This window comes from Pseudomonas sp. 14P5.3.2, assembly GCF_057799175.1.
In genome coordinates, this window is sequence record NZ_JBYOKU010000039.1 from 24,129 (window position 1) to 50,174 (window position 26,046).

Below are 26,046 nucleotides of genomic sequence, written 5' to 3' on the forward strand. Positions count from 1 at the left end.
GCGCCATAAAATCGTTCCCTCCAATTCTAATTTTAGTTTCACTCGACAGCCGCACTTTTTTTCAGTAGTGGCACGTAAATTTTTTTACGGTAGTGGCACAAAACTATCTAGCTCGATTACGCACCGATTAACAAAGGCCCAAATCGAAAGTGCTATCAAATTGAGACCAGTGCCATCTTTGTCAATATTTCAAAAAATTTCAGATTTCGCGATGAGTGGGTAGGAACTATGTCCAAATGCATAGCTCATACCACCGGTAACGATTCTCACCGAGTTTGTACGAGATAACTTACGCAGAGCGGAGAACCATGTAACCAAGTTGTCACAGCAACTTGCCTAGATGGTTCACTCATCTGATCAACTAACGATGGATAGGTGAAACGCACCATAAACATCCTCTACACGGCCAAGGCTGCGCCCCTGTAAATGTGCTCGCCTGAGCACCCAACCGCTTGATCTACGGGCCTTACGCCCGACATCAGGTGGACTAGACACATGCACAAGCATCTTCCAAAAAGAAGATCAGCTGCATAACAGGGCAAGTCATAACAACTAAGGCCTAGTTGCGCACATCTTGAGTGCACTTATTTAGACACTCGGAACTTAGTATGCCTGCACACGGCATTGTGGCGCCTGTATGCCGCACTTTCGAGTGCACTATGACCGCTGAACACCATTAACTCCGGCCATCTAATGGCTTGATAAAACACAGAGGTAATTGCGATGCGCATCAGCATATTTGGTTTGGGTTACGTTGGCGCAGTGTGTGCCGGTTGCCTGTCTGCACGGGGCCACGACGTGGTTGGCGTCGATGTTGCCAAAGACAAGATCGACATGATCAACGCCGGCAAATCGCCGATTGTTGAACCGGGTCTGGGCGAACTGCTGGCGCAAGGTATCGAGACCGGTCGTCTGCGCGGTACGACCAACTTCGCCGAGGCGATTCGTGACACCGACCTGTCGATGATCTGCGTCGGTACGCCGAGCAAGAAGAACGGCGACCTGGAACTGAACTACATCGAAGCGGTATGCCGCGAGATCGGTTTCGTGCTGCGGGAAAAAACCACTCGCCACACCATCGTGGTGCGCAGCACCGTGCTGCCGGGCACCGTCGCCAACGTGGTGATCCCGATCCTCGAAGACTGCTCGGGCAAAAAGGCCGGCGTCGACTTCGGTGTGGCGGTCAACCCGGAGTTCCTGCGTGAATCCACCGCGATCAAGGACTACGACCTGCCACCGATGACCGTCATCGGCGAGTTCGACAAAGCCTCGGGCGACGTTCTGCAATCGCTGTACGAAGAACTCGACGCGCCGATCATCCGCAAGGACATCGCTGTCGCCGAAATGATCAAGTACACCTGCAACGTCTGGCACGCGACCAAGGTCACCTTCGCCAACGAGATCGGCAACATCGCCAAAGCGGTTGGCGTCGATGGTCGTGAAGTGATGGACGTGGTCTGCCAGGACAAGACCCTCAACCTGTCCCAGTACTACATGCGCCCGGGCTTCGCCTTCGGCGGCTCGTGCCTGCCCAAAGACGTGCGCGCCCTGACCTACCGTGCCGGTTCGCTGGACGTCGAAGCACCGCTGCTCAACTCGCTGATGCGCAGCAACGAATCGCAAGTGCAGAACGCCTTCGACATCGTTGAAAGCCACGACAAACGCAAAGTCGCCCTGCTCGGCCTGAGCTTCAAGGCCGGTACCGACGACCTGCGCGAAAGTCCGCTGGTGGAACTGGCCGAGATGCTGATCGGCAAGGGCTACGACCTGAGCATCTACGACAGCAACGTCGAGTACGCCCGTGTTCACGGCGCGAACAAGGACTACATCGAGTCGAAGATCCCGCACGTGTCGTCCCTGCTCAATTCGGATTTCGATTCGGTGATCGACAACTCCGACGTGATCATCCTCGGCAACCGCGACGAGAAATTCCGCGCACTGGCTCAGGAAGCGCCGCAAGGCAAACAGGTCATCGACCTGGTCGGCTTCATGGCCAAAGCCACCAACGCCGGTACTCGCACCGAAGGTATCTGCTGGTAAGTCAGCCTTCCGGCCGGGGGATTTGAACCCCCGGCCGGTTCTTCGCCTGCCTTAACCCCATCGGGCCACCCGACAGGCTCGCCCGAGATAGAGACGGATGCAGATTATGCACAGGCTAAAGCACGGCCTACTTCAGGCCGCCGGTTGGCTGTTTTACCTCAGTTTGTTATTGGGCCTGGCCTTGATGCTGCCCACGTCCACATTCGACTCCGAGTCGAAGGACTTCATTTTCCTGATTGGCGCCGTGGGTATCTGGCGCTACTCGATGGGTGCAACGCACTTTGTGCGCGGCATGATTTTTCTCTACATCGTTTACCCGCACCTGCGCCGCAAAGTGCGCAAGCTGGGTAAAGCGGCGGACCCGTCGCATGTGTTTCTGATGGTCACCAGTTTCCGTATCGACGCGCTGACCACCGCGCAGGTCTACAGCTCGGTGATCCGCGAAGCGATCGACTGCGAACTGCCGACCACCGTGGTCTGCTCGATCGTCGAAATGTCCGATGAGCTGCTGGTGAAAGCGCTGTGGGCGCGGATGAATCCGCCAGAGCGCGTGAAGCTCGACTTCGTGCGCATTCCCGGCACCGGCAAACGTGATGGCCTGGCCTACGGTTTCCGCGCGATCTCCCGTCACCTGCCAGACGACCGCGCCGTCGTGGCGGTGATCGACGGCGACACCGTGCTCGGCGAAGGCACCGTGCGCAAGACCGTGCCGTGGTTCCAGCTGTTCGGCAATGTCGGTGGCCTGACCACCAACGAATTCTGCGAAGTGCGCGGCGGCTACATCATGAGCGAATGGCACAAGCTGCGTTTCGCCCAGCGTCACATCAACATGTGCTCGATGGCCCTGTCCAAGCGCGTGCTGACCATGACCGGGCGCATGTCGGTATTCCGCGCCACCGTGGTCACCGATCCGGAGTTCATCGCCGACGTCGAAAGCGACTCGCTGCAACACTGGCGCCTGGGCCGTTTCAAGTTCCTCACCGGCGACGACAAGTCGAGCTGGTTCAGCCTGATGCGCCTGGGTTACGACACCTTTTACGTGCCGGACGCCGCGATCAACACCGTTGAGCACCCGCCGGAAAAGAGCTTCATCAAGGCCAGCCGCAAACTGATGTTCCGCTGGTACGGCAACAACCTGCGCCAGAACTCGCGGGCGCTTGGCCTGGGTGTGAAACGCCTCGGCGCCTTCACCTCGGTGGTGCTGTTCGACCAGCGCGTGTCGATGTGGACGTCCTTGCTCGGCCTGACCGTGGCGATCATCGCCAGCTTCAAGTACGGCGGCGCGTTCATCCTCGCCTACCTGCTGTGGATCGGCATCACCCGGCTGATTCTGACCCTGTTGCTGTCCTGCTCCGGTCACCGGATCGGCCCGGCTTACCCGGCGATTCTCTATTACAACCAGATCGTCGGTGCGCTGGTGAAGATCTACGTGTTCTTCCGCCTCGACCAGCAATCCTGGACGCGCCAACCCACTTCCCTGACCCGTGATCTCGCCAGCTTTCAACGTTGGTTCAACACCTGGTCGTCTCGGACCATGACCTTCTCCGCCGGCAGCATTTTCGTCGCCGTGCTGCTGATGATGGTCTGACCGCCCCCTTATTGAATTAACAAGGAAATCGCCCCTATGAATACCGCCGTCAACGCCAACGTAGTGCATGAATCCGAAGCCCAGCGTCAGCACGCCCGAGTGAAAATCCCGGCGAAACTGCGCTTTTTCGGCCACGACCGGACGCCGCTCGAAGCGCGGGTCCTCGACCTGTCCGCCGGTGGTCTGGCGTTCAACGCCGGGCAGATGCCGCTGACCGTGGGTGAGGTGCACAAGGCACGCCTGCAATTCGTCATCGACAACCTCGGCCTGGCCATGGACGTCGAGCTGCAGATCCGCTCCTACGACCGCCAGACAGGCCGCGCCGGTTGCCAGTTCCAGAACCTTGAGCCGCAGGACATTTCCACTCTGCGCCACCTGATCACTTCGCACCTGGCCGGCGACATCGTCAGCATGGGTGAAGTGCTGGCGACCCTGCAGCGCGACAACTTCACCAAGGCGCGCAAGGTCAAGGACGGCGGCAGCGGCATGACCCCGTTCGGGCGTCTGAAAGCCGTGACCTTCAGCGCCGGCATCTTCGCCATTGGCCTGGTGGCGTTCGGTTTCGTCTTCAAGTCGGTGTACGGCATGTACTTCGTCAGCCATGCGCAAGCAGGTCTGGTCAGCGTACCGGGGATGAACATCACCATGCCGCGTGACGGCACCGTGCAGAGCCTGGTCAAGTCCGACGGCGTCGCCGCCAAAGGCGCCCCGCTGGCGACCTTCAGCACCAGCATGCTCGACGTGCTCAAGGGCCATCTGGACGAAGACCAGTTGCAACCGGCCAAAGTTGAAGAACTGTTCGGCAAGCAAATGACCGGCACCCTGACCTCGCCGTGCGATTGCACTGTGGCCCAGCAACTGGTGGCGGACGGTCAGTACGCGAGCAAGGGCGACGTGATCTTCACCCTGGTGCCGCGCAACACCCAGGCCACCGTCGATGCACGCTTCTCCTATCGCCAGTTCGGCGACGTGCGTCCGGGTACGCCTGTGAGCTTCCAGATCGCCGGCGAAGACCAGACCCGCACCGGCAAGATCGTCAGCAGCACCAGCCTGAAAAGCGCCGACCTGTCCTCCGACATCCGCGTGCAGATCCAGCCGGACGAACCGCTGGACAGCAGCTTCGCCGGCCGCCCGGTGGAAGTGAACAGCGACCGTGGCCCGAACCTGAACTGGCTGATCGACAAAGCCATGGCTGCCGGTCTTTAAGTCGAGGACATGCCTGTGACTACTCCACCCATCTCGAGCACACCACAAACCCTGTGGGAGCGAGCTTGCTCGCGAATGCATTCTGACATTCAGCCTCAGTGCCGACTGACACACCGCCTTCGCGAGCAAGCCCGCTCCCACATGGGGCCACTATGCGCAGTTGCATTGGCCGTCAGTCTGGCCGGTTGCGCCGGCCTGCCCGACCAGCGTCTGGCCAACGAAGCGCTCAAGCGTGGCGACACCGCCACCGCCGCGCAGAACTACCGCGCACTGGCAGACCTGGGTTACAGCGAGGCGCAAGTCGGCCTCGCCGATATCCAGGTCGACAGCCGCGACCCCGAGCAGATCAAGCAGGCGGAGGCGACCTATCGTGCCGCCGCCGACGTGTCGCCACGGGCCCAGGCCCGTCTCGGTCGCCTGCTGGTGGCCAAACCGGGTTCGACCGAAGCCGAGCACCACGAAGCCGAAAGTCTTCTGAAAAAAGCAGGTGCCAATGGCGAAGGCAATACGTTGATCCCGCTGGCGATGCTGTACCTGCAATTTCCGCACAGCTTCCCCAACATCAACGCCCAGCAGCAGATCGATCAGTGGCGCAAATCCGGCTACCCGGAAGCGGGTCTGGCGCAGGTGCTGCTGTATCGCACTCAAGGCACCTACGATCAGCACCTGGATGACGTGGAAAAGATCTGCAAAGCCGCGCTCAACACCACCGACATCTGCTACGTCGAACTGGCCACGGTCTATCAGAAACGTGCCCAGCCGGAGCAACAGGCCGAGCTGATCAAGCAGATGCAGGCCGGTTACCACCGTGGCAGCGTCAGCGCGCAGCGCGTCGATTCGGTGGCCCGTGTGCTGGCCGATGCGACCCTCGGCAAGACCGACGAGAAGACCGCGCAAGCGCTGCTCGAACCGATCGCCCCGGGCTACCCGGCATCGTGGGTGACCCTCGCGCAGCTGCTCTACGACTTCCCGGAACTGGGCGACGTCGATCAGATGATGCAGTACCTCGACAACGGCCGCGCCGCCGATCAGCCGCGCGCCGAACTGTTGCTGGGCAAGCTCTACTACGAAGGCAAACTGGTGCCGGCCGACGCCAAAGTCGCCGAAGAACACTTCCAGAAAGCCGTCGGCCGCGAAGTCGCCGCCGACTACTACCTCGGCCAGATCTACCGCCGTGGTTACCTGGGCAAGGTCTACCCGCAGAAGGCTCTCGACCACCTGCTGACCGCGGCGCGCAACGGCCAGAACAGCGCCGATTTCGCCATCGCCCAACTGTTTTCCCAAGGCAAGGGCACCAAACCCGACCCGCTCAACGCCTATGTCTTCAGCCAATTGGCCAAGGCGCAGAACACTCCGCAAGCCGATGAACTGGCGACCACCCTCGCAGCGCAATTGCCGCCCGAGCGTCTGGCCGAAGCCCAGCGCCTGCTGCAACAGGAACAGGCCAGCCGTGGCGCCCTGAACCAGAACACGCTGCAACTGCACGCCCTGCAAGAAGAAGACGGCGAGGAAGCCCTATGAAGTTGAATCCCTTTGTGAAGGCCGGCATTGGCCTCACGTTCGCGCTGATCTGGTCTTGCCCGACACTGGCGGCGATCACTGAAACCAAGAACTTCGGCCTGGAAGTGAAAATCACCGGTCAGTCCGAAGACGACCGCGACCTCGGCACCGCACCCGGTGGCGACGTCAACGGTGTGGGCCTGGACCTGCGTCCATGGATCTACGGCGAAAGCGGCGCGTGGAGCGCCTACGCCATGGGTCAGGCCGTGACCTCGACCGACATCATCGAAACCGACACCCTGCAGCAAGCCGACGGTGCCGAAACCACCGACAACAGTGATCGCAAGACCAAGAAGAACTACCTGGCGATGCGCGAATTCTGGGTCGGCTACAGCGGACTGACGCCGTACCCCGGCGAGATGCTCAAGCTCGGTCGCCAGCGCCTGCGCAATGACGACGGCCAATGGCGTGACACCAACATCGAAGCGGTGAACTGGACCTTCGACACCACCCTGTTGCGCGCCAACGTCGGTGTCGCCGAACGCTTCAGCGAATACCGCACCGACCTCAAAGAGCTGGCGCCAAAAGACAAGGATCGCCTGCACGCCTACGCCGATGCCGCCTACCAGTGGACACCGGGCAACTGGGTCGGCATTCGCGGCCACCACACCCACGATGACGGCAAGCTCGATTACGCCGAACCGGGCGTACCCCGCGACACCCTCGACAAAACCCAGAACGGCGACATCAGCTGGCTCGGCCTGACCGCCGACAGCGACGCCTACAACTGGCGCAACACCAACACCGTCAACTACTGGGGCAGCATCACCGGCATGAGCGGCGACCTCGATTCGGTCAACCCGCTGAACGCCGATGGCAGCCGTCCGGCGCAAGCCAAGCGCAGTGATGACATCAACGGCTGGGCCACCGACCTTGGCGTGCGTCTGCGCCTCGATCCGCAGTGGCAGGTCGGTGCGGCCTACGCCCGCGCCAGCGCCGATTACCAACAGAACGGTCTGGAAAGCAACCGCTCCAACTACACCGGTACCCGCTCGCGCGTGCACCGTTTCGGCGAAGCGTTCCGTGGCGAAATGAACAACATGCAGACCGCGACCCTGTTCGGTTCGTGGATGCTCAACGACCAGTACGACGCCAGCCTGATCTACCACAAGTTCTGGCGCGTGGACGGCAACAAGCCGGTGGGCAGCAACGGCATCAACGCCGTGGAAAACAACACCGACGACGTCACCGGCGCGATCCTCTCCAGCACCTCGCTGCCGCTGCAGGATGGCAACAAGGACCTGGGTCAGGAAATGGACCTGGTGGTGACCAAGTACTTCAAGCAAGGCCTGTTGCCGGCGGCGTTGAGTCAGTCGATCGACGAACCGTCGGCGCTGGTGCGTTTCCGTGGCGGCGTGTTCAAGCCCGGTGATGCCTATGGCAGCCAGGTCGATTCGTACATGCACCGCGCGTTCATCGACGTGATCTGGCGCTTCTGATGCAAACCGCCAAGGGAGTGCCCGACATGCACCATGCAAGGAAAGGCTCGCTCAGCCTGTTGGCCGGCGCCATGCTGCTGGCCTCCGCTGGCGCCTTCGCCACGGTGGAACCGGCCAAGCCTGTCACCACCACCAAAGAGCTGCAACAAGCCAAGACCTACACCGTCAGCAGCGCGCCGACCGAGGCGCTGGAACTGGCCAAGCCGACACTGCCCGACCTGTCCGGCTTCACCGCCGAGGCGGCTGCCGCGAAGATCAATCGCAGCAAACCGGGCAAGATCAGCGTGCGCCGGATGATGCAGGAAGACGCGCTGAAGGACTTCATCGGCGGCGACAACAAGATGGCCGAGTGGGTGGTGCGTCAGCACGGTATCCCGCAGGCAATCTTCGTCGACGACGGTTACCTGAACCTCAAGGATCTGGCGCAGAAGCTGCCCAAGCAGTATTTCAGCGAGACCGCGCCGGGCGTGTACCTGGCGAAGCTGCCGATCGTGGTCGGCCGCAAAGGCATCCTTGAAATCGATGGCCAGACCCAGGAGCTGCGCCTGTCGCAAGAGGCCGGTTCGTTCCTGGTCAACGACGGTCAGCTGTTCGTGCGTGACACCAAAGTCACCGGCTGGCGCGAGAAGGACAACGGCCCGGCGACCTTCCGTTCGCCGAAGGAATTCCGTCCGTTCCTGCTGGCCTGGGGCGGCACCGAGACCTACATCGTCAACAGCAAGATGGCCAGTTTCGGCTACGCCAACAGTAAGTCGTACGGGGTGAGTATTTCCCAGTACACGCCGAACATGGCCAAGGTGCTCAAGCGTCCCGAGCCGACCGGCTGGATCGTCGGCTCCGAGTTCTCCGACATGTGGTACGGCTTCTACTGCTACGAGACCCGCGACTTCGTGGTCAAGGGCAACACCTACAAGGACAACATCGTCTACGGCATCGACCCGCACGACCGTTCCCACGGTCTGATCATTGCCGAGAACACCGTCCACGGCACGAAGAAGAAGCACGGCATCATCATTTCCCGTGAAGTGAACGACAGCTTCATCTTCAACAACAAGAGCTACGACAACCACCTCTCGGGCCTGGTGATCGACCGTAACAGCGTCAACAACATCATCGCCTACAACGAGATCTACAAGAACCACACGGACGGCATCACCCTCTACGAGTCCGCCGACAACCTGCTGTGGGGCAACAAGGTCATCAGCAACAAACGCCACGGCATCCGCATTCGTAACAGCGTGAACATCCGCCTCTACGAAAACGTCGCCATGGCCAACGGTCTGACCGGCGTCTACGGCCACATCAAGGACCTGACCGACACCGACCGTGACATCAAGCTCGACCCGTTCGACGCGCAAGTCTCGCTGATCGTGGTCGGCGGTGAACTGGCGGCCAACGGCAGCGGCCCGATGGCCATCGACTCGCCATTGAGCGTCGAGCTGTATCGCGTATCGATGCTGGCGCCGACCAAATCCAGCGGCATCAGCTTCAACGGCATCCTCGGCGAGCGCCAGGATGAAATTCTCGACCTGCTGGTGCGCCAGCAGAAAGCCGTGCTGATCGACCCTGTCGAACGCCAGACCGAAATGCGGGACTGAGGATAATTTTATGCACCCACACTTGATCAAATTACTCAGCCTGTCGGCCCTGACCGTGGGCATTCTGGCGGCCAGCAATGCGGCTCGTGCAGACGAGACCGCAGCACCGAAGTTCACCGCCGAACCGTGCTGCAACCTGTGCCCGGCCGCGCATGACGCGAAGAACTACACCACGCGTTATCAGCAGAACTTCACCACGCTGGTGCAGGCGCAGGGCGACTGGTTGTTCCGTACCCAGGAAGATTTGCGCACCGAGTTCAACACCACCCCGGCCGGCTACAAACGCCTGCAACAACTGCACGATGCGTTCAAGGCCAAAGGCGTCGAACTGGTGATCGTCTATCAGCCGACCCGTGGCCTGGTGAACCGCAACAAGCTCAACCCGCAGGAAAAAGCCGCGTTCGATTATGAGAAAGCGCTGGGCAACTACAAGACCATGCTCGGGCGTTTCGCGCAGATGGGTTACGTGGTGCCGGACCTCTCGCCGCTGACCAACGAATCGCTGCCGGACACCCTGCCCGCTCACGATTTCTACTTCCGCGGCGACCAGCACTGGACGCCATACGGCGCTCAGCGCACAGCGAAAATCGTCGCCGAGAAGGTCAAGCAGATCCCGGCCTTCGCCGACATTCCCAAGCGTGAATTCGAGACCAAGCGCACCGGGCGCATGGGCAAGACCGGCACCCTGCACAACATGGCCGGGCAACTGTGCGGCACCAGTTACGCGATCCAGTACATGGATCAGTTCACCACCGAGCCGAAAGGCGAGGCCGGTGACGGCGACCTGTTCGGTGATTCCGGCAACCCGCAAATTACCTTGGTCGGGACCTCGCACAGCGGCAAGAACTACAACTTCGCCGGCTTCCTCGAAGAGGCCATTGGCGCCGACATTCTCAACGTCGCCTTCCCCGGCGGCGGTCTCGAAGGTTCGATGCTGCAGTACCTCGGTAGCGACGAATTCCAGAAGACGCCGCCGAAGATTCTGATCTGGGAATTCTCGCCGCTGTACCGCCTCGACCAGGAGACCATCTACCGCCAGATGATGTCGCTGCTCGATAACGGCTGCGAAGGCAAAGACACGCAAATGTCCGCCAGCACCACGCTCAAGCCCGGCGGCAAACAGGAACTGCTGGTCAACAGCAAAAACCTGAACCTGCAGAACAGCAGTCATCAGGTCGACATCCGCTTCGCCGACACCTCGGTGAAAACCCTGCAAGCCACCCTCTGGTACATGAACGGTCGCCACGAGGACATCAAGATCGAGAAACCGGAAACCTCCGACACCGACGGTCGTTTCGCCTTTGAGCTGCGCACGGACGAAGATTGGGCCTCGCAAAATCTGCTGGCCGTCGAAGTTCAGGGCCCGGAAGCGGGTACCGCGCCGCAAAAAGTCGAAGCGAAAATCTGCAAACGCAACGTATTCCCGGGCGCTGGGCCACAAACCGCTCAGGTCGGGCAATGAGGTCTGCTATGCGAAATCGAACGATCAAACACTTGCTTGCACCATCCCTCCTGACCTTGGCGATGTTCGCCGGGGCCACTCAGGCCGCCGCGCCACTGCGTCCGCCGCAGGGCTACTTCGCCCCTGTGGATAAATTCAAGACCGGCGACAAGAGCGAAGGCTGCGACGCGATGCCCGCGCCGTACACCGGGCCGCTGCAATTTCGCAGCAAATACGAAGGCTCGGACAAGGCCCGCGCAACGCTGAACGTGCAGTCGGAAAAAGCCTTCCGCGACACCACCAAGGACATCACCACGCTGGAGCGCGGCACCGCCAAACGGGTGATGCAGTTCATGCGCGACGGGCGCCCGGAACAGCTCGACTGCACCCTCAACTGGTTGACTGCGTGGGCCAAGGCCGATGCGTTGATGTCGAAAGACTTCAATCACACCGGCAAGTCGATGCGCAAATGGGCGCTGGGCAGCATGGCCTCTTCGTACATTCGCCTGAAGTTCTCCGACTCGCATCCACTGGCCGAACATCAGCAAGAGGCGCAGTTGATCGAGGCGTGGTTCAGCAAGATGGCCGATCAGGTGGTCAGCGATTGGGACAACCTGCCGCTGGAAAAAACCAACAACCACTCGTACTGGGCCGCGTGGTCGGTGATGGCGACCTCGATCGCCACCAACCGTCGCGACCTGTTTGACTGGGCAGTGAAGGAATACAAGGTCGGGGTCAATCAAATTGACGCCGACGGCTTCCTGCCCAACGAACTCAAGCGCCAGCAACGCGCCCTCGCGTACCACAACTACGCCCTGCCGCCGCTGGCGATGATCGCCAGTTTCGCTCAGGTCAATGGTGTCGATCTGCGTCAGGAAAACAACAGCGCGCTGAAGCGTCTGGGTGACCGGGTGCTGGCCGGGGTGAAAGACCCTGACCAATTCGAGAAGAAGAACGGCAAAGAGCAGGACATGACCGACTTGAAAGAGGACATGAAATTCGCCTGGCTCGAACCGTTCTGCACCCTCTACACCTGCCCGCCGGATGTGATCGAGAAGAAGCACGGCATGCAACCGTTCAAGACCTTCCGCCTGGGTGGCGACCTGACCAAGGTCTACGACCCGTCGCATGAGAAGGGCAACAAGGGTTCGTAAGAGTGAATGCAATCCCCTGTGGGAGCGGGCTTGCTCGCGAATGCGGTCTGACATTCAAAAAAAATGTCGACTGACACACCGCCTTCGCGAGCAAGCCCGCTCCCACAGTGAAGTGATGTCGCCCCCTGAATTTTCATGGGGGGTTTGGGGGGGCTTTGGCCCTTGACTGTTGGTTCAAACATGGAGAGATCGGGATGGTATTTTCATCCAACGTGTTCCTGTTTCTGTTCTTGCCGATCTTTCTCGGCTTGTACTACTTGAGCGGGCAACGCTATCGCAACCTGTTGCTGCTGATCGCCAGCTACGTGTTCTACGCGTGGTGGCGGGTGGACTTCCTGGCGCTGTTCGCCGGCGTCACCCTGTGGAACTACTGGATCGGCCTGAAAGTCGGTGCTGCCGGCGTGCGCACCAAACCGGCACAGCGCTGGCTGCTGCTCGGCGTGGCAGTCGACCTGTGCATCCTCGGCTACTTCAAATACGCCAACTTCGGCGTGGACAGTATCAACGCGATCATGAGCTCGTTCGGTCTGGAGCCGTTCATCCTGACCCACGTGCTGCTGCCGATCGGTATCTCGTTCTACATCTTCGAGTCGATCAGCTACATCATCGACGTGTATCGCGGCGACACCCCGGCTACGCGCAACCTGATCGACTTCGCAGCGTTCGTGGCGATCTTCCCGCACCTGATTGCCGGCCCGGTCCTGCGTTTCCGCGACCTCGCCGACCAGTTCAACAACCGCACCCACACCCTCGACAAGTTCTCCGAGGGCTGCACGCGGTTCATGCAGGGTTTCATCAAGAAGGTGTTCATTGCCGACACCCTCGCGGTGGTCGCCGACCACTGCTTCGCCCTGCAAAACCCGACCACCGGTGATGCCTGGCTTGGCGCGCTGGCGTACACCGCGCAGCTGTATTTCGACTTCTCCGGTTACAGCGACATGGCCATCGGTCTGGGCCTGATGATGGGTTTCCGCTTCATGGAAAACTTCAAGCAGCCTTACATCAGCCAGTCGATCACCGAGTTCTGGCGCCGCTGGCACATCAGCCTGTCGACCTGGCTGCGTGACTACCTGTACATCACCCTCGGCGGTAACCGTAAAGGCACGCTGATGACCTATCGCAACCTGTTCCTGACCATGCTCCTGGGTGGTCTGTGGCACGGCGCGAACATCACTTACATCGTCTGGGGCGCCTGGCACGGCATGTGGCTGGCGATCGAAAAAATGCTCGGCATCAACACCGCGCCGCGCAGCCTCAACCCGATTCGCTGGGCGCTGACCTTCCTGCTGGTGGTGATGGGCTGGGTGATCTTCCGCGCCGAAAACCTGCACGTCGCCGGGCGCATGTACGGCGCGATGTTCAGCTTCAGCGACTGGTCGCTGTCGGAACTCAACCGCGCCAGCCTCACCGGTCTGCAAGTGGCAACCCTGGTGGTGGCGTACGCAACGCTGGCCTTCTTTGGCCTGCGTGATCTGTACACCAACCAGCCTCCGGTGAAGAGCAAACCTGAAGTCAACGTCGAGGCCAACGGCCCTGCCACCGCGACCCCGGGCGTGATCAAAGCCGCGCCTGGCGAAAACCCGGCGAGCATCCACGAGCCTGGCTACACCGTCGGCGTCGAAGCCCAGGTGCAACCGGCCTACTGGAGCGCGGACTGGTCACGCTACGTGATGCGCGGGCTGATCCTGCTGCTGTTCATCGCCTCGATTCTCAAACTCTCGGCGCAAAGCTTCTCGCCGTTCCTTTACTTCCAGTTCTGAGGGATCTGACATGACCCGCTCATTACGCATCGTCTACATCGCGCTGTTTCTGCTGACCCTGCTGGTGCTCGGTCTGTGGTCGGTGCGCAGCTTCTTCGGCTTCAGCACCAACGCTGATGCGACCGTGCTCAACGGTCGCTGGACCAAGGCCGTGGAAACCCACTACGACGACCAGTTTCCGATCAAGCGTCTGGGCACCAATCTCTGGGCGGCGCTGGATTTCAAACTGTTCAACGAAGGTCGTCCGGGCGTGGTGCTCGGTCGCGATCAGTGGCTGTACAGCGACGAGGAATTCAACCCGATCGTCAACGAAGAGCTGAACCTGCAAGGCAACTACGCGCTGGTCGAAGGCGTGCGCCAGACCCTCAAGGCCAAAGGCGTAAAACTGGTAATGGCCATCGTCCCTGCCAAAGTGCGCCTGTACCCAGAACACCTGGGTGAAGTGAAACCGGCGAGCATCCACGCCAACCTCTATCAGGACTTCCACGCCCGTGTCGCGGCGGACAAGATCCTCGCCCCGGACCTGCTTGGCCCGCTGCAACAGGCCAAGCACAACGGTCAGCAAGTGTTCCTGCGCACCGACACCCACTGGACTCCTGAAGGCGCGGAGATCGCCGCCAACACCCTGGCGAAAACCATCGCCGACAAGTTCCCGCTCAGCGGCGAGCCGCAGCGTTTTGTCACCACGCCAGCGGAGAAGGTCACGCACAAGGGCGACCTGCGTCTGTTCCTGCCGCTGGATCCGCTGTTTGAAAACCTGATGCCGGCGCAAGAGCCGCTGCAGAAGCGCAACACCGTGGCCGCCGAGCAACCTGCCGGCGACGACGCGCTGTTCGCCAGCAGCGAGGTACCGGTCGCACTGATCGGCACCAGCTACAGCGCCAACCCCAACTGGAACTTCGTCGGTGCGCTGAAACAAGCGCTGCACAGCGACGTCGGCAACTACGCCGAAGACGGCCACGGCCCGATCCTGCCGATGCTCAGCTACCTGAAAAGCGATGACTTCAAGAACAGCCCGCCACAGGTGCTGATCTGGGAGTTTCCTGAACGATATCTGCCTGTGAACAACGAAATCGGCGACGCCGACCCGCAGTGGGTCGCAGAGCTCAAACAAGCCGGTGCTCGCCAACAAAACGTAGCTGTAAACACTAAATCCGAGACGCCCGACCGGGCGCAAAACTGAAAGAGAGGTACACCATGACTTTCACGACTACTCCTCGTCGTCTCGCAAAACGCTTCGCACTGGTTGCTGGCCTCAGCGTGCTCTCCGTCCAGGCGTTCGCCGGTGGTGACGCCGCGCTGTACGGCCCGACCGCACCGAAAGGCTCGACCTTCGTGCGGGTCTACAACGCCAGCAACGCCGAAGTCAGCGCCACCGTCGGCAGCACTAACCTAAGCGACGTTGCGCCACTGGCCAGCAGCGACTTCAGCTTCATGCCGGGCGGCGATTACAGCGCCAAGGTCGGCAGCCAGACCTTGCCGGTGAAACTTGCCGGTGACCACTACTACACCCTGGTCAACAACGCGTCCGGCGCGCCACAGCTGATCGAAGAACCGCCGTTCAAGAACAAGCAGAAATCCCTGGTGCGCGTGCAGAACCTCAGCGACAAGCCGCTGACCCTGAAGACCGCCGACGGCAAGACCGACGTGGTGCCGAACGTGGCTGCCAAGGGCCGGGGCGAACGTGAAATCAACCCGGTGAAAGTCAGCCTGGCGCTGTACGAAGGCGACAAGAAAGTCGGCGACGTGAAACCGGTCGCTCTGGAGCGTGGTGAAGCAGCGGTGCTGTACGTCACCGGTTCCGGCAGCAGCCTGTCGCCAGTCTGGGTGAAACGCCCGGTGTCGACCCGCTAATTATTTTCCAGACTGACCCCGCGCCCACTGTGGGAGCGGGCTTGCTCGCGAAAGCGGTCTGACATTCAACAGATATGTCGACTGATACACCGCCTTCGGGAGCAAGCCCCCTCCCACCCTGCGACCGGGTTGTCAGTTCGGATACGAGACAAAAACAAGAGTGAAACGACACAGCGTTCGTGCCTCTAACCAATCGATTTTATGGAGTAAACAATATGATTCCGGTGATCTTGTCAGGTGGTAGCGGTTCACGTCTTTGGCCGCTTTCGCGCAAGCAATTCCCTAAACAATTCCTCGCCCTGACCGGTGAACACACGCTGTTCCAGCAAACCCTGGAGCGTCTGGTGTTCGAAGGCATGGACACGCCGATCGTGGTCTGCAACAAGGATCACCGCTTCATCGTCAACGAACAGTTGGCCAACCGTAATCTCGAATGCCAGCGCATCCTGATGGAGCCGTTCGGCCGCAACACCGCGCCGGCGGTGGCGCTGACCGCGATGATGCTGGTCAACGAAGGGCGTGACGAACTGATGCTGGTGCTGCCAGCCGACCACGTGCTGGAAGACCAGAAAGCCCTGCAACGCGCCTTGGCCCTGGCCACCGTCGCCGCCGAAAACGGCGAAATGGTGCTGTTCGGCGTGCCGGCGACCAAACCGGAAACCGGCTACGGCTACATCAAATCCACCGGCGATTCGCTGCTGCCGGAAGGCGTCAGCCGCGTTTCGCACTTCGTCGAAAAACCTGACGTCAAACGCGCCACCGAATATGTCGAATCCGGCGGCTACTACTGGAACAGCGGCATGTTCCTGTTCCGCGCCAGCCGCTTCCTCGAAGAGCTGAAAAAACACGATCCGGACATCTACGACACCTGCCTGCTGACCCTCGAGCGCAGCCAGCAGGACGCCGACACCGTCACGCTGGACGAAGCCACTTTCGCCTGCTGCCCGGACAACTCCATCGACTACTCGGTGATGGAAAAAACCCAGCGCGCCTGCGTGGTGCCGCTGACCGCCGGCTGGAGCGATGTCGGTTGCTGGTCGTCGCTGTGGGAAGTCAACGAAAAAGACGCCAACGGCAACGTCAGCAAAGGCGACGTGGTGATCCAGGACAGCAAAAACTGCATGATCCACGGCAACGGCAAACTGGTGTCGGTGATCGGTCTGGAAAACATCGTCGTGGTCGAGACCAAGGACGCGATGATGATCGCCCACAAGGACAAGGTTCAGGGCGTCAAGCAGATGGTCAACACCCTCAACGAGCAGGGCCGCAGCGAAACCCAGAACCATTGCGAGGTCTATCGTCCGTGGGGCTCCTACGACTCGGTGGACATGGGCGGGCGTTTCCAGGTCAAGCACATCTCGGTCAAACCGGGCGCATGCCTGTCGCTGCAGATGCACCACCACCGCGCCGAGCACTGGATCGTGGTCAGCGGCACCGCCGAAGTGACCTGCGATGACAACGTGTTCCTGCTCTGCGAAAACCAGTCGACCTACATCCCGATCGCCTCGGTGCACCGCCTGCGCAACCCGGGCAAGATCCCGCTGGAAATCATCGAAGTGCAATCGGGCAGCTACCTCGGCGAAGACGATATCGAGCGTTTCGAGGACATCTACGGTCGTTCCACCCCGATCGAACGCGGCGTGTCGGTGAAAACCATCGCGCAGTGATCACCCCGCAATAAGAAGCCCCCGTCCAGCCCGCTGCGTCCCCATCCGCAGTGGGTTGGGCGGGGGCTTTTTTGGCCCGTTCACATTCCTCCAACGCTTGTTCTGATAATCAACGGGGTAACATTTTTGCTTTTATCACGTATCTATGTGCCGTCCCGAATCGTGCGGTGTTATCCATGTAGGACCTTCCTTTTGGAATGTGTTGCACGGAAACTACTTTAACTTTGTTATACATTGGAAACGTTACTTCTCCCTCGGATGCATACAACCCCTCAGAAACACCTGCATGTCCAGGTTCCACCTCAAAGTGCCACATTATGGATTTACCGGACACGTAGCCCATGCCTGGGTCTTTGGATGTTGACATTATCAGCTGAGAGCGGATGTTTACATTCAGTATGCTTTCTGTAGCATCGTCTCCGACGCTCTCTACAAACTCGGCAAGCCATGGGTAGCTATTCAATATGGCTGTTGTGTCTCCTCGGAAAAGCTCCTTTACATCCGCACGATGATAACTTGGCCATTCTTCATCTATTTTCCCTAAAACACCCTGAACTTCCAAAGCTTTGTCATTATCGATATTCCTGGCGGGAGGAGTCATATTTCGTCCAACTTCCCGCCATACATCTACAAACTGCTTTATATCGTCAATTGAACTATAGTGCTCAATATTGAGCTTCTGAAGAGCAATTGTGAATGAAGAATAATAAGGATATTCACCCCCTTGTTGTTTATACAATGCCGGATCATCTTTAATGACCCATTTTTTAGTGGTCAATGGTCGGGAGGCTGCTCCCGGTAAAGGGGGAGGTATGCCTGAGACAGGTGGCGGCGGGGGGGGCAATGCTGGCGGTCCTGGAGGACCGGATTGCTCTGGAAGCTGCGGCCTGCGTCCATCTGCATCGATCAACGTACCGGGGTTATTTCTGACCATCCGGTACAGGTTCAAACCATCCACTTCCCCCGCCGGGTCCGGACTGCTCCATTTTTGCAACCAGGAGATGTAGTAGCGGTGACCGTAGTAATCAAGTCCGGTCGCATCACGCTCCTTGCCTGAATAACGGACGAATTTGTAGCTGAGTTCGCCGTTCTGCCAAGCGCTGGTACCGAACGGGTGATACTTCTCCCGACCAATCAACGTACCGTCACCGGCAGTTTCCAGACTAACCGAACCCAAGTGATCGATATGTTGGTATCGCCATCGATTGTTGACTCCCGAAGGCGGCGGGCTCTCCCAATGCTGTACTCGAGCGTTGTCGGTAACGATGATCTGCAACCGTTCGCCGGTACCGTTATCGGTGCGCAACTCCAGCCCGGGCAAATAGCGTACGTCGGCAATCAGGCTTCGGACGCCAGTTCGCAACGAGCGGACCTTGCGTACCCGCTGGCTGCCACCATCGTACAGATAGACCTCATGATCATTGATACCTGAGGCACGCTCCACCGGACAGACCGTTTGCAGTTGATTGCGCAGGTTCCAGTTCAGTACCCGCCCTGACTCCAGCGTCAGCAGGTTGCCTCTGCGGTCGTAGGCAGCTTCGATTTCTGCCTCACCGGGAATGACGTCCACGTAAGGCAAAGAGCGGTTGCTATAACGCGCCGGCTGCAGTTTGCGCCCGTGGCTTTGTGCACCGACATGAATCAGGTTGCACAGGTTGCCGCCGGGATCATATTCGTAAGTCTGTTGATAGTTGCTGACCGCCCCCGGATCGATGCGGCCCATCGATTGCGGGCCACGATTGACTGCGCCGGCCTCCCAACCGGACGCCTTGGTCAACTGGTAAAGACTGTCGTAGACAAAGCGACTGACCGGGTCGATGCGCTGGTTGGCGAAGTAACGGATCGGCAGTGACTTGTCTTCGATACTCAGGACATTGCCTACCCGGTCGTATCCATAACTCAAATGTTGCAGCACAAGACCATCAGCGTCTTCAGTCCGCTGAACCAACAGGCGATTGTCTTCGGGGCTATAGGTTTGTACACCGTTGCCGGCGGTTTCCTGCGTGACATTGCCTTGCGCGTTGTAGTGGATGTCCCTGACCAGGGTCTGCTCGGGTTCCCCCTTCAACTGCAAGCGGCGCTCGCGCAAGTGGCCATCGACGGTCAGCGCGAATGTATGCCGGTTTTCTCGGGCATCCGTCTGTTCCAGCACATCCCCCAGCGCACCATGGCGCCAGCGCGATGTCGCACCGGCGCCTGGCTCCAGCAGCCGCTGACGATCCGCCTCCGATTTAGGCCAGTCAGGTGCCAACGGATCCTGAGTGAAGTGGCGGGTGTCCTCGGTACATTCGCCGCTAATTGCAAATCGGTTGAACAGTACGCTGCCGGCCGGGTGATCATGACGAATCAGTTGACCGTAATGATTTTGCGCCAGATCGCCGCTGCCGGGATGACCATAGGTCAATCGCTCGCCGCAACGCCGCGCCTCGCTTGCCCCTTGTTCGAATATCGCAACGGGTCGAAGCAAGGCATCGTACTCAATGTCGCGTCGCGTCTGACGGCTGTCCCAACTGAATACCGTTTGCGTGGCGAGCCCCTTCAACTCGATTTGCGTGCCGGTATCGACACTGTCCGAACGAATCACCGAGGCGCCCAAGGTAAACACTCGTGTCAGATTGGCCGGCGTCAGCGGGTCGCCGACCTGCGACAGCCAAAGCCGCGGATCCCACTGTTTAACCGCATGCCCCGCCGGGTCATGAAGGATGCGGTTGATCCGGGGGTCGACAGGGCCGTCCTCGATAGCCCGACAATAGTCGACCGTGCGAACCAACAAACCGCGCGGGTCGAACACAGACACCCTCGGCGTATTGATGTGCAAGCTCATGAAAAGTCCCTCCCCGTGCGAGCGGCGTTGTTCGAACCTCCGGAATTTGAGCAGGCACAACGCATGTTCAACAACTGTCAGAAATTACAGTCCCGACCAATGGCGTCACGCTTTGCTCGGCGAATATCCATTCCCGCGCCCCTTCGGTAGGATGGTGCTCACGAGTTCAAGGAGCGTTCAAACATGTTCATCGGCGTTTTGCTGGTCATCACCTGGCTGATCCTGTTGTTGCGCTATCCGGCCAAGGCCGTGCCGGTGTCCGTCGCGGCTGCCGTTGGTCTGGGTTTGGTCGCGGTCTGGGTGGTGTGGCTGGACAACCGCGAACTCAAACAACTGGCGCGTCTGGAGATGCGCATTGTCTATGCGCCTGAACAGTGCCCGGCGGATCGACCGCTGCAACTGAAAATGAAAAACGGCAACGACGTGCCGCTGACCGAACTGCGCTGGCGCATTGCAGCCTACGCGCCCGGTGACACGGTCAATCTGGCCGACAACCAATACACCGCCCCGCGCTATCGCGGTCCCGGCGAACTGCAGGCCGGCGGCGACTGGGAAGACTGCCTGCCCATGCCACCGCTGCGTCCCGGTTATCGCCCGCAAACCCTTGAGTTTCGCGCCGAGCGCTTGCAAGGCAGTTTCTCCGACTGATACCCCCTCCCCCACTTTTTTGCACAAGGAATGCGCCATGCCCGTTGCGTTGATTACCGGTTGCTCCAGCGGCATTGGCCGCGCCCTCGCCGACGCCTTCAAGGGCGCCGGTTACGAAGTCTGGGCCACTGCGCGCAAGAGTGAAGACGTCGCGGCGCTGACCACCGCCGGGTTCACCGCGATCCCGCTGGACGTCAATGACAGCGTGGCGCTGGAACAACTCGCGGAACGTATCAACCAGCAACACGGTGGCCTCGACGTGCTGATCAACAACGCCGGTTATGGCGCCATGGGGCCGCTGCTCGATGGCGGCGTGCCGGCCATGCAACGCCAGTTCGAGACCAACGTGTTCTCGATTGTCGGCGTGACTCGCGCACTGTTCCCGGTGCTGCGCCGGGCCAAGGGGCTGGTAGTGAACATCGGCAGTGTTTCGGGCGTTCTGGTCACGCCATTCGCCGGCGCCTACTGTGCGTCGAAAGCGGCGGTGCATGCGCTGAGCGATGCCTTGCGCATGGAACTGGCGCCGTTCGGCATTCGCGTGATGGAGGTCCAGCCGGGGGCGATTCAGTCGAGCTTCGCCAAGAATGCCGGGCACGAAGCCGAGCAGTTGATCAACGAGCAGTCGCCGTGGTTTCCGTTGCGTGAGGGGATTCGCGCGCGGGCCAAGGCTTCGCAGGACAAGCCGACCCCGGCCAGTGAGTTTGCCGCTGAATTGCTCAAAGCGGTGCAGCAGAGCACGCCGCCGCGCTTGGTTCGCATTGGTAATGGCAGCCGGGCGTTGCCGTTGCTGGCGACGTTGTTGCCCAAGGGGTTGCTGGAGTCGACGTTGATGAAGCGGTTCGGGTTGCGCGGGAAGCTTTGATTCAGCCTCGACAGTCACGCTCCACGCTGATTTCCAGAAGACACAAAGCCTGAGCAACGTGCGCCTCGGGCACACACCTTACTCCCCCCCACGGCCCTTCACCACCTGTCAACTCTGACAGTAGACGCTGATTTCACAAGCAGAGCAGACTCGATGCAAGACGCTCACACTCGCGAGCATCCGTACATCAATCGGTGAAAATAATGAGTACTTTCGAGCGTAAACCTGGCGACATCGATCCGAGCTTTGGTGAAAAGGGCGTTGTGACCCTCGCGATTTTGCCGCACGCAAACGGGAATGATCGACAAATCAAAGGCCTTTACCGGTTGCCCACGGGAAAACTCCTCCTCGGCATCACTGTCTCCCATGACGACGAGGCCAAGGAGGCCGACGACTCCGTACTCTACACCTCGTCCTACTATGGGCTGGCACGTCTGAATGAAGATGGCAGGCTGGATCCGACCTTCGCGAGCAAAGGCTTCACCTTCAACAAGTTCTATAAGCAGTTTGACGCATTAGGCGGCAAAGTGGCGATGCATGGGTCACAGATCTATATGCAGGGCGGAACCACTGTGGATAAAGACACCGAGTCTCCGCCCGTGCACCTGGTGTTGGGACGTTTCAACGAAAACGGCGTGCAGGACCTGGACTTTGCGACCCAGGGCAAACTGATCCTGCGAAATCTACCGACGGAGAATTGCCTCTCAGACACAGGCAATGTGGCAGTGCAAGTGGATGGCATGATCGTCGTCGGTGCGACCTATCACGTCATGGGCGCCCCGGAAAGAACTCATGCCGTGCTGTATCGCGTGACTGAAAAGGGACAACCGGACAAGCATTTCGCCAGCGATGGACGCCTCGACATCAAACTTCACGCTACGGTCTCCGCGACATCGATTTCGGCAATGCACCTGCTCGACTCCGGGAAGATCCTGATCGCCGGCAGCGCCACTCGTGCAGAAAGAACGCAGGGTTACTTTGCCCGTCTCAACCCTGACGGCAGCATGGATAAAAGCTACGGCAACCCCAGCACGCCCGGAGTCCACTTGCTGAACCTCACACACAGCGACAGCACCGTGCAGGGTCTGGTGAAAACAGCGGAAGGAGGTGTTTTCGGGCTGGGTCACTCAAGGCGAGCCGGGCAAAGCATGCACGGGCTCCTGGTCAAAATGGATGAAAACGGCAAGCCAAACCCTCATTTCAACCGAGGCGAACCGTTACTGACCCTTCTTGAAAAGCACACAGGAGACAACTGGTGCGCAGGTTTCATCGACAGCGAGAACAGAATTACCGTAGCGGGCAGTGACCTGGAAACCCACATCGCTCGTTTTCTTGGCACTGGCGACCTTGACAAAGAATTTGGCACAAATGGCTTTCTGAGCAGGGATACGTCGGCCATGCCCGCGTCGATTTTTCTGCAACAGCGCAACGATGAGAGATTTGTATTTGCCGGTAACGTCACCGGAGTCGGCGGCCCATACGGCAATCTTTGGGGATTTGTCGGTTGATCATCGATGCCCATCCTCGACATTTCGGGGATGGGCGCGTGCTCGCGATTACCAAGCCGGGTTCACGTCGGTGCGGATAGTTTGCGCCTTCCCCCCCAGCCCTTCATGAAATCAATAAACGCCCGCACCTTCAGCGGCAAATGCCGGGTATCCGGATACAGCGCGTAAACACCCTGCTGAGCAAAACGATAATCGGCCAGCAACCGCACCAATCGCCCGGCGTCCAGATCCTCCTGAATCAGCCATTGCGGCAAAATCGCCACGCCTTGCCCGGTCAGCGCAAACGCCCTGAGCGTCGCCGAATTGTCGGCGACGATGGCGGTGGTACCCGGTTTTGGCTGGTAGAAATGCTCGGTCCCGGTCGGGTCGGTCACGGTCATTTCCGGAACTCGGCCGTGGCCCAGCGTCGGCATCGACTCCAGCGTCGCCAGTGTGGCAACCGGCGCGAAGCGCTCGACCAACTGTGGCGCCGCCACCGCAAACACCTCGAACGTTGACAACTGCACCGCGCGCAGATTGGAGTCGTGCATGCGCCCCAGACGAATCGCCATGTCAAAGCGTTCAGAGATCAGATCGGCATGGGTCGAGGACGTCGACAGATGAATGTTCAGTTGCGGCTGTTGCTGACGGAACACCTCCAGCGCCGGCACCACCTGGGCCAGGGCGAATTCCACGGTGGTGGTGATGCGCAACGTGCCTTTGAGTTGCGAATGCTCGGAGCGCGCTTCCTCGATCGCCAGTCGCGCTTCGTCAAGGGTGCGCAGACAGCGTCGATAAAAACGCTCGCCGGCATCGGTCAGGGCCAGTTGCCGCGTGTTGCGCGTGAGCAAGGTAACGCCCAGTTCTTCTTCCAGGCGCTTGAGATTGAAGCTCACCACCGCCCGGGTCTGGCCCAGAGTATCGGCGGCCGCGGTCAATGAGCCGGCCTCGACCACGGCTTTGAAAGTGTCAAAACGGTCCAGGCTGACCATGTCCCACGCACTCCTTGTCAAAAATATTTTGACAAACTAGCAGGCAAACCAGCATTTTCCTAACGCCTGAAGCCCCCTACCCTGCACGTCTCATCACAGGGAAGCTGCCATGGCCTATCGCTCGAAAGTCGCGCTGGTGTATCTGTTCGGGTTTGCCCTCGACCTGCTGAACATGTTCGCCGCGAGCATCGCCTACCCGGACATCGCCCGGGAATTACAGGCATCCGTGACGCAACTGGCGTGGATCACCAACGCCTACATGCTCGGGCTGACACTGATCATTCCGCTGAGCGTGTGGCTGGCGGCGCGGCTGGGCGAGCGGCGGCTGATCCTCGGCTCGTTGCTGGTGTTCGGCATCGCCTCCGGTCTGGTGGCCCAGGCCGGGTCGATTGAAAGCCTGATCGGCTGGCGCCTGCTGCAAGGACTGGGTGGCGGCTTGCTGTTGCCAATCGGTCAGGCCTTGGCGTATCGGCAGTATCCAGCGACACAACGCGCGCACCTCACCGGCGTGGTGCTGATGGTCGCGCTGCTGGTGCCGGCCCTGTCGCCGGCGGCGGGCGGCTTGATCGTCGAGGCGTTGTCATGGCGCTGGATTTTCTACCTGAACATGCCCATGGCGCTGCTGGCTTTCGGATTGGGTCTGCTCTGGTTAAAAGCGGATCGGGCCACCCTTGAACGCCCGACGCTGGATCTACTCGGTCTGCTGCTGGCCGTATCAGCCCTGAGTCTGTTGTTGATTGCGGTGAGCCTGGCGAGCGCCGCCGCTACCCGTCACCTCGCCGCCGGGGTGCTGCTGCTCGGCGTCCTGACCTTATGGCTGTACCTGCGTGATGGCTGGCACAAACCCGACGCGGTGCTCGACCTGCAACTGATCTACAGTCCGTCGCTGCGCCTGGCGATGCTGATCTACCTGTTCGTGCCCGGGGTGTTTACCGGTACCAACATGATTGCCGTGTTGTACCTGCACGACCTCGGTTTCGGCGCGGCGCAAACCGGTGCGCTGATGCTGTCCTGGGCGGCCGCCTCGGGTGTGGCGATCATGCTCGGCAAACGCAGTTTCAACCGCATCGGCCCCAAGCCGTTGCTGATCGCCGGGATGCTTTTGCAGTGCCTGGGGATTGTCATGCTGATGCGCATCGAACAACCCGCCGCCGCGCCGCTGATCATCGCCTACGCCTTGATGGGTCTGGGCGGCAGCCTGTGCAGCGTGACCGCGCAGAGCCTGGCGTTTGTCGGCATCGCGCCGGAAAAAATGGGCCACTCCAGTGCGTTGTGGAACATCAATCGCCAGCTCGGTTTCTGCCTCGGCGCGGCGTTGCTCAGTTCGTTGTTGGGCGCACTGGGCGGCAACGGATTCCAATACTGCTTTCTTGCCGCCGCGCTGCTCACGCTGTTGCCGATGGTCGCGGTGCTGCGTTTCGATGCAAGCAAAGTGCTCGCCCTGCTGAGCTCACCTCCCCTTCAGGAAAAATCCACATGATTGACTACAACGAATATTTTGATGAAGTGATCCAGGCCCACCTGGTCATCGAACGCTGGTTTGCCGTGGAGCAGGATTCGGCGGAACTTGCGCGTTTGCTGAGCCGGTTCTCGGCAGATTTTTCCATGGTCACGCCGCTGGGCCGGGCGCTGGATATCGAGGCCCTGCGCGCATTGTTTCAGTCGGCGGGTGGGAAGAAGGCCGACTTCAGAATCGAGCTCAGTGAGCTGCGCGGGATTGCGCTGCATGCGCATGGCGCGACGCTGAGTTATCGCGAGCAGCAGAGTGATGCGAGCGGGTTGCGCACCGATCGCCGATCGACGGTGGTGTTTGAAAAGACCGAGGCCGGGCGGGTGCTGTGGCGGCATTTGCAGGAGACGTTTTGCGCTGAATGATTGCTCAGCGCTTTTCTGAAGTAACGAGTCGACCTCTTCGCGAGCAAGCTC

20 protein-coding genes are annotated in these 26,046 nt (G+C 60.0%); 17 read left to right on the forward strand and 3 right to left on the reverse strand.

Annotation, left to right across the window (positions count from 1 at the left end; translation table 11 throughout):
• The first annotated feature begins 723 nt into the window (after window positions 1–723).
• The 12 genes from AC27VU_RS24455 to AC27VU_RS24510 all read left to right on the forward strand — a co-directional run bounded on the left by AC27VU_RS24455 (window position 724) and on the right by AC27VU_RS24510 (window position 17,307).
• Window positions 724–2,040, forward strand: coding sequence for a nucleotide sugar dehydrogenase (locus tag AC27VU_RS24455; RefSeq protein WP_003221866.1), 1,317 nt, complete (start codon window positions 724–726; stop codon window positions 2,038–2,040).
• Window positions 2,041–2,146: 106 nt separating this feature from the next.
• A complete protein-coding gene (gene alg8 / locus AC27VU_RS24460; RefSeq protein WP_207198942.1) occupies window positions 2,147–3,628 on the forward strand; it encodes a mannuronan synthase in 1,482 nt (493 codons plus the stop codon).
• Between the two features lie 36 nt (window positions 3,629–3,664).
• Entirely contained in the window at window positions 3,665–4,834 is a 1,170-nt protein-coding gene (locus AC27VU_RS24465; RefSeq protein ID WP_003221862.1) for an alginate biosynthesis protein Alg44, read from the forward strand.
• Between the two features lie 9 nt (window positions 4,835–4,843).
• Window positions 4,844–6,355, forward strand: a complete 1,512-nt coding sequence (gene algK / locus AC27VU_RS24470; protein WP_488725075.1) for an alginate biosynthesis TPR repeat lipoprotein AlgK — start codon at window positions 4,844–4,846, stop codon at window positions 6,353–6,355.
• Window positions 6,352–7,833: an alginate export family protein gene (locus tag AC27VU_RS24475; protein ID WP_338800865.1), complete on the forward strand. Its 1,482-nt coding sequence runs from the start codon at window positions 6,352–6,354 to the stop codon at window positions 7,831–7,833. Before algK ends, AC27VU_RS24475 begins: the two co-directional genes overlap by 4 nt.
• Window positions 7,834–7,859: 26 nt before the next feature.
• Window positions 7,860–9,431: a mannuronan 5-epimerase AlgG gene (gene algG / locus AC27VU_RS24480; protein WP_103484933.1), complete on the forward strand. Its 1,572-nt coding sequence runs from the start codon at window positions 7,860–7,862 to the stop codon at window positions 9,429–9,431.
• A gap of 10 nt (window positions 9,432–9,441) precedes the next feature.
• Entirely contained in the window at window positions 9,442–10,893 is a 1,452-nt protein-coding gene (locus AC27VU_RS24485) for an alginate O-acetyltransferase (RefSeq protein WP_003221844.1), read from the forward strand.
• A gap of 8 nt (window positions 10,894–10,901) precedes the next feature.
• Window positions 10,902–12,026, forward strand: a complete 1,125-nt coding sequence (locus AC27VU_RS24490) for a mannuronate-specific alginate lyase (RefSeq protein ID WP_488725076.1) — start codon at window positions 10,902–10,904, stop codon at window positions 12,024–12,026.
• 194 nt (window positions 12,027–12,220) lie between these two features.
• Complete coding sequence (locus AC27VU_RS24495; protein WP_488725077.1) at window positions 12,221–13,786, forward strand: MBOAT family O-acyltransferase; 1,566 nt, start codon at window positions 12,221–12,223, stop codon at window positions 13,784–13,786.
• Between the two features lie 10 nt (window positions 13,787–13,796).
• Window positions 13,797–14,969, forward strand: coding sequence for an alginate O-acetyltransferase (locus AC27VU_RS24500; RefSeq protein WP_488725078.1), 1,173 nt, complete (start codon window positions 13,797–13,799; stop codon window positions 14,967–14,969).
• A 14-nt stretch (window positions 14,970–14,983) separates the two neighbouring features.
• On the forward strand, window positions 14,984–15,640 hold the full coding sequence (locus AC27VU_RS24505) for an alginate O-acetyltransferase AlgF (RefSeq protein WP_007969549.1): 657 nt from the start codon (window positions 14,984–14,986) through the stop codon (window positions 15,638–15,640).
• Between the two features lie 215 nt (window positions 15,641–15,855).
• Entirely contained in the window at window positions 15,856–17,307 is a 1,452-nt protein-coding gene (locus AC27VU_RS24510; protein ID WP_223008439.1) for a mannose-1-phosphate guanylyltransferase/mannose-6-phosphate isomerase, read from the forward strand.
• 109 nt (window positions 17,308–17,416) lie between these two features.
• On the opposite strand, the gene AC27VU_RS24515 is transcribed toward AC27VU_RS24510, so the two are convergent.
• Window positions 17,417–20,131, reverse strand: coding sequence for an RHS repeat domain-containing protein (locus AC27VU_RS24515; protein WP_488725079.1), 2,715 nt, complete (start codon window positions 20,129–20,131; stop codon window positions 17,417–17,419).
• Between the two features lie 183 nt (window positions 20,132–20,314).
• On the opposite strand from AC27VU_RS24515, the gene AC27VU_RS24520 reads away from it, so the two are divergent.
• Entirely contained in the window at window positions 20,315–20,779 is a 465-nt protein-coding gene (locus AC27VU_RS24520; RefSeq protein ID WP_003221822.1) for a hypothetical protein, read from the forward strand.
• 37 nt (window positions 20,780–20,816) lie between these two features.
• Window positions 20,817–21,641: an SDR family oxidoreductase gene (locus AC27VU_RS24525; RefSeq protein WP_488725080.1), complete on the forward strand. Its 825-nt coding sequence runs from the start codon at window positions 20,817–20,819 to the stop codon at window positions 21,639–21,641.
• A 1-nt stretch (window position 21,642) separates the two neighbouring features.
• Here AC27VU_RS24525 and AC27VU_RS24530 read toward each other — a convergent pair whose 3' ends face one another.
• Window positions 21,643–21,762: a hypothetical protein gene (locus AC27VU_RS24530; protein WP_488725088.1), complete on the reverse strand. Its 120-nt coding sequence runs from the start codon at window positions 21,760–21,762 to the stop codon at window positions 21,643–21,645.
• 82 nt (window positions 21,763–21,844) lie between these two features.
• On the opposite strand from AC27VU_RS24530, the gene AC27VU_RS24535 reads away from it, so the two are divergent.
• Complete coding sequence (locus AC27VU_RS24535; RefSeq protein WP_488725081.1) at window positions 21,845–23,149, forward strand: NHL repeat-containing protein; 1,305 nt, start codon at window positions 21,845–21,847, stop codon at window positions 23,147–23,149.
• A 62-nt stretch (window positions 23,150–23,211) separates the two neighbouring features.
• Here AC27VU_RS24535 and AC27VU_RS24540 read toward each other — a convergent pair whose 3' ends face one another.
• Entirely contained in the window at window positions 23,212–24,120 is a 909-nt protein-coding gene (locus AC27VU_RS24540) for a LysR family transcriptional regulator (RefSeq protein ID WP_488725082.1), read from the reverse strand.
• Between the two features lie 109 nt (window positions 24,121–24,229).
• Here AC27VU_RS24540 and AC27VU_RS24545 point away from each other — a divergent pair, with 109 nt between their 5' ends.
• Together AC27VU_RS24545 and AC27VU_RS24550 are read left to right on the forward strand one after the other, a co-directional pair.
• On the forward strand, window positions 24,230–25,600 hold the full coding sequence (locus AC27VU_RS24545) for an MFS transporter (RefSeq protein WP_488725083.1): 1,371 nt from the start codon (window positions 24,230–24,232) through the stop codon (window positions 25,598–25,600).
• Window positions 25,597–25,995 carry a DUF4440 domain-containing protein gene (locus AC27VU_RS24550; protein WP_488725084.1) on the forward strand — a complete coding sequence of 133 codons (399 nt, stop codon included), beginning with the start codon at window positions 25,597–25,599 and terminating at the stop codon, window positions 25,993–25,995. The genes AC27VU_RS24545 and AC27VU_RS24550 overlap by 4 nt, the downstream gene beginning before the upstream one ends.
• Window positions 25,996–26,046 lie beyond the last annotated feature (51 nt).

Excerpts from the sequence above, each read along its gene's own strand:
- AC27VU_RS24455 (WP_003221866.1), top strand. The coding sequence starts at position 724 with ATGCGCATCAGCATATTTGGTTTGGGTTACGTTGGCGCAGTGTGTGCC.
- alg8 (WP_207198942.1), top strand. The coding sequence starts at position 2,147 with ATGCACAGGCTAAAGCACGGCCTACTTCAGGCCGCCGGTTGGCTGTTT.
- AC27VU_RS24465 (WP_003221862.1), top strand. The coding sequence starts at position 3,665 with ATGAATACCGCCGTCAACGCCAACGTAGTGCATGAATCCGAAGCCCAG.
- algK (WP_488725075.1), top strand. The coding sequence starts at position 4,844 with ATGCCTGTGACTACTCCACCCATCTCGAGCACACCACAAACCCTGTGG.
- AC27VU_RS24475 (WP_338800865.1), top strand. The coding sequence starts at position 6,352 with ATGAAGTTGAATCCCTTTGTGAAGGCCGGCATTGGCCTCACGTTCGCG.
- algG (WP_103484933.1), top strand. The coding sequence starts at position 7,860 with ATGCACCATGCAAGGAAAGGCTCGCTCAGCCTGTTGGCCGGCGCCATG.
- AC27VU_RS24485 (WP_003221844.1), top strand. The coding sequence starts at position 9,442 with ATGCACCCACACTTGATCAAATTACTCAGCCTGTCGGCCCTGACCGTG.
- AC27VU_RS24490 (WP_488725076.1), top strand. The coding sequence starts at position 10,902 with ATGCGAAATCGAACGATCAAACACTTGCTTGCACCATCCCTCCTGACC.
- AC27VU_RS24495 (WP_488725077.1), top strand. The coding sequence starts at position 12,221 with ATGGTATTTTCATCCAACGTGTTCCTGTTTCTGTTCTTGCCGATCTTT.
- AC27VU_RS24500 (WP_488725078.1), top strand. The coding sequence starts at position 13,797 with ATGACCCGCTCATTACGCATCGTCTACATCGCGCTGTTTCTGCTGACC.
- AC27VU_RS24505 (WP_007969549.1), top strand. The coding sequence starts at position 14,984 with ATGACTTTCACGACTACTCCTCGTCGTCTCGCAAAACGCTTCGCACTG.
- AC27VU_RS24510 (WP_223008439.1), top strand. The coding sequence starts at position 15,856 with ATGATTCCGGTGATCTTGTCAGGTGGTAGCGGTTCACGTCTTTGGCCG.
- AC27VU_RS24515 (WP_488725079.1), bottom strand. The coding sequence starts at position 20,131 with ATGAGCTTGCACATCAATACGCCGAGGGTGTCTGTGTTCGACCCGCGC.
- AC27VU_RS24520 (WP_003221822.1), top strand. The coding sequence starts at position 20,315 with ATGTTCATCGGCGTTTTGCTGGTCATCACCTGGCTGATCCTGTTGTTG.
- AC27VU_RS24525 (WP_488725080.1), top strand. The coding sequence starts at position 20,817 with ATGCCCGTTGCGTTGATTACCGGTTGCTCCAGCGGCATTGGCCGCGCC.
- AC27VU_RS24535 (WP_488725081.1), top strand. The coding sequence starts at position 21,845 with ATGAGTACTTTCGAGCGTAAACCTGGCGACATCGATCCGAGCTTTGGT.
- AC27VU_RS24540 (WP_488725082.1), bottom strand. The coding sequence starts at position 24,120 with ATGGTCAGCCTGGACCGTTTTGACACTTTCAAAGCCGTGGTCGAGGCC.
- AC27VU_RS24545 (WP_488725083.1), top strand. The coding sequence starts at position 24,230 with ATGGCCTATCGCTCGAAAGTCGCGCTGGTGTATCTGTTCGGGTTTGCC.
- AC27VU_RS24550 (WP_488725084.1), top strand. The coding sequence starts at position 25,597 with ATGATTGACTACAACGAATATTTTGATGAAGTGATCCAGGCCCACCTG.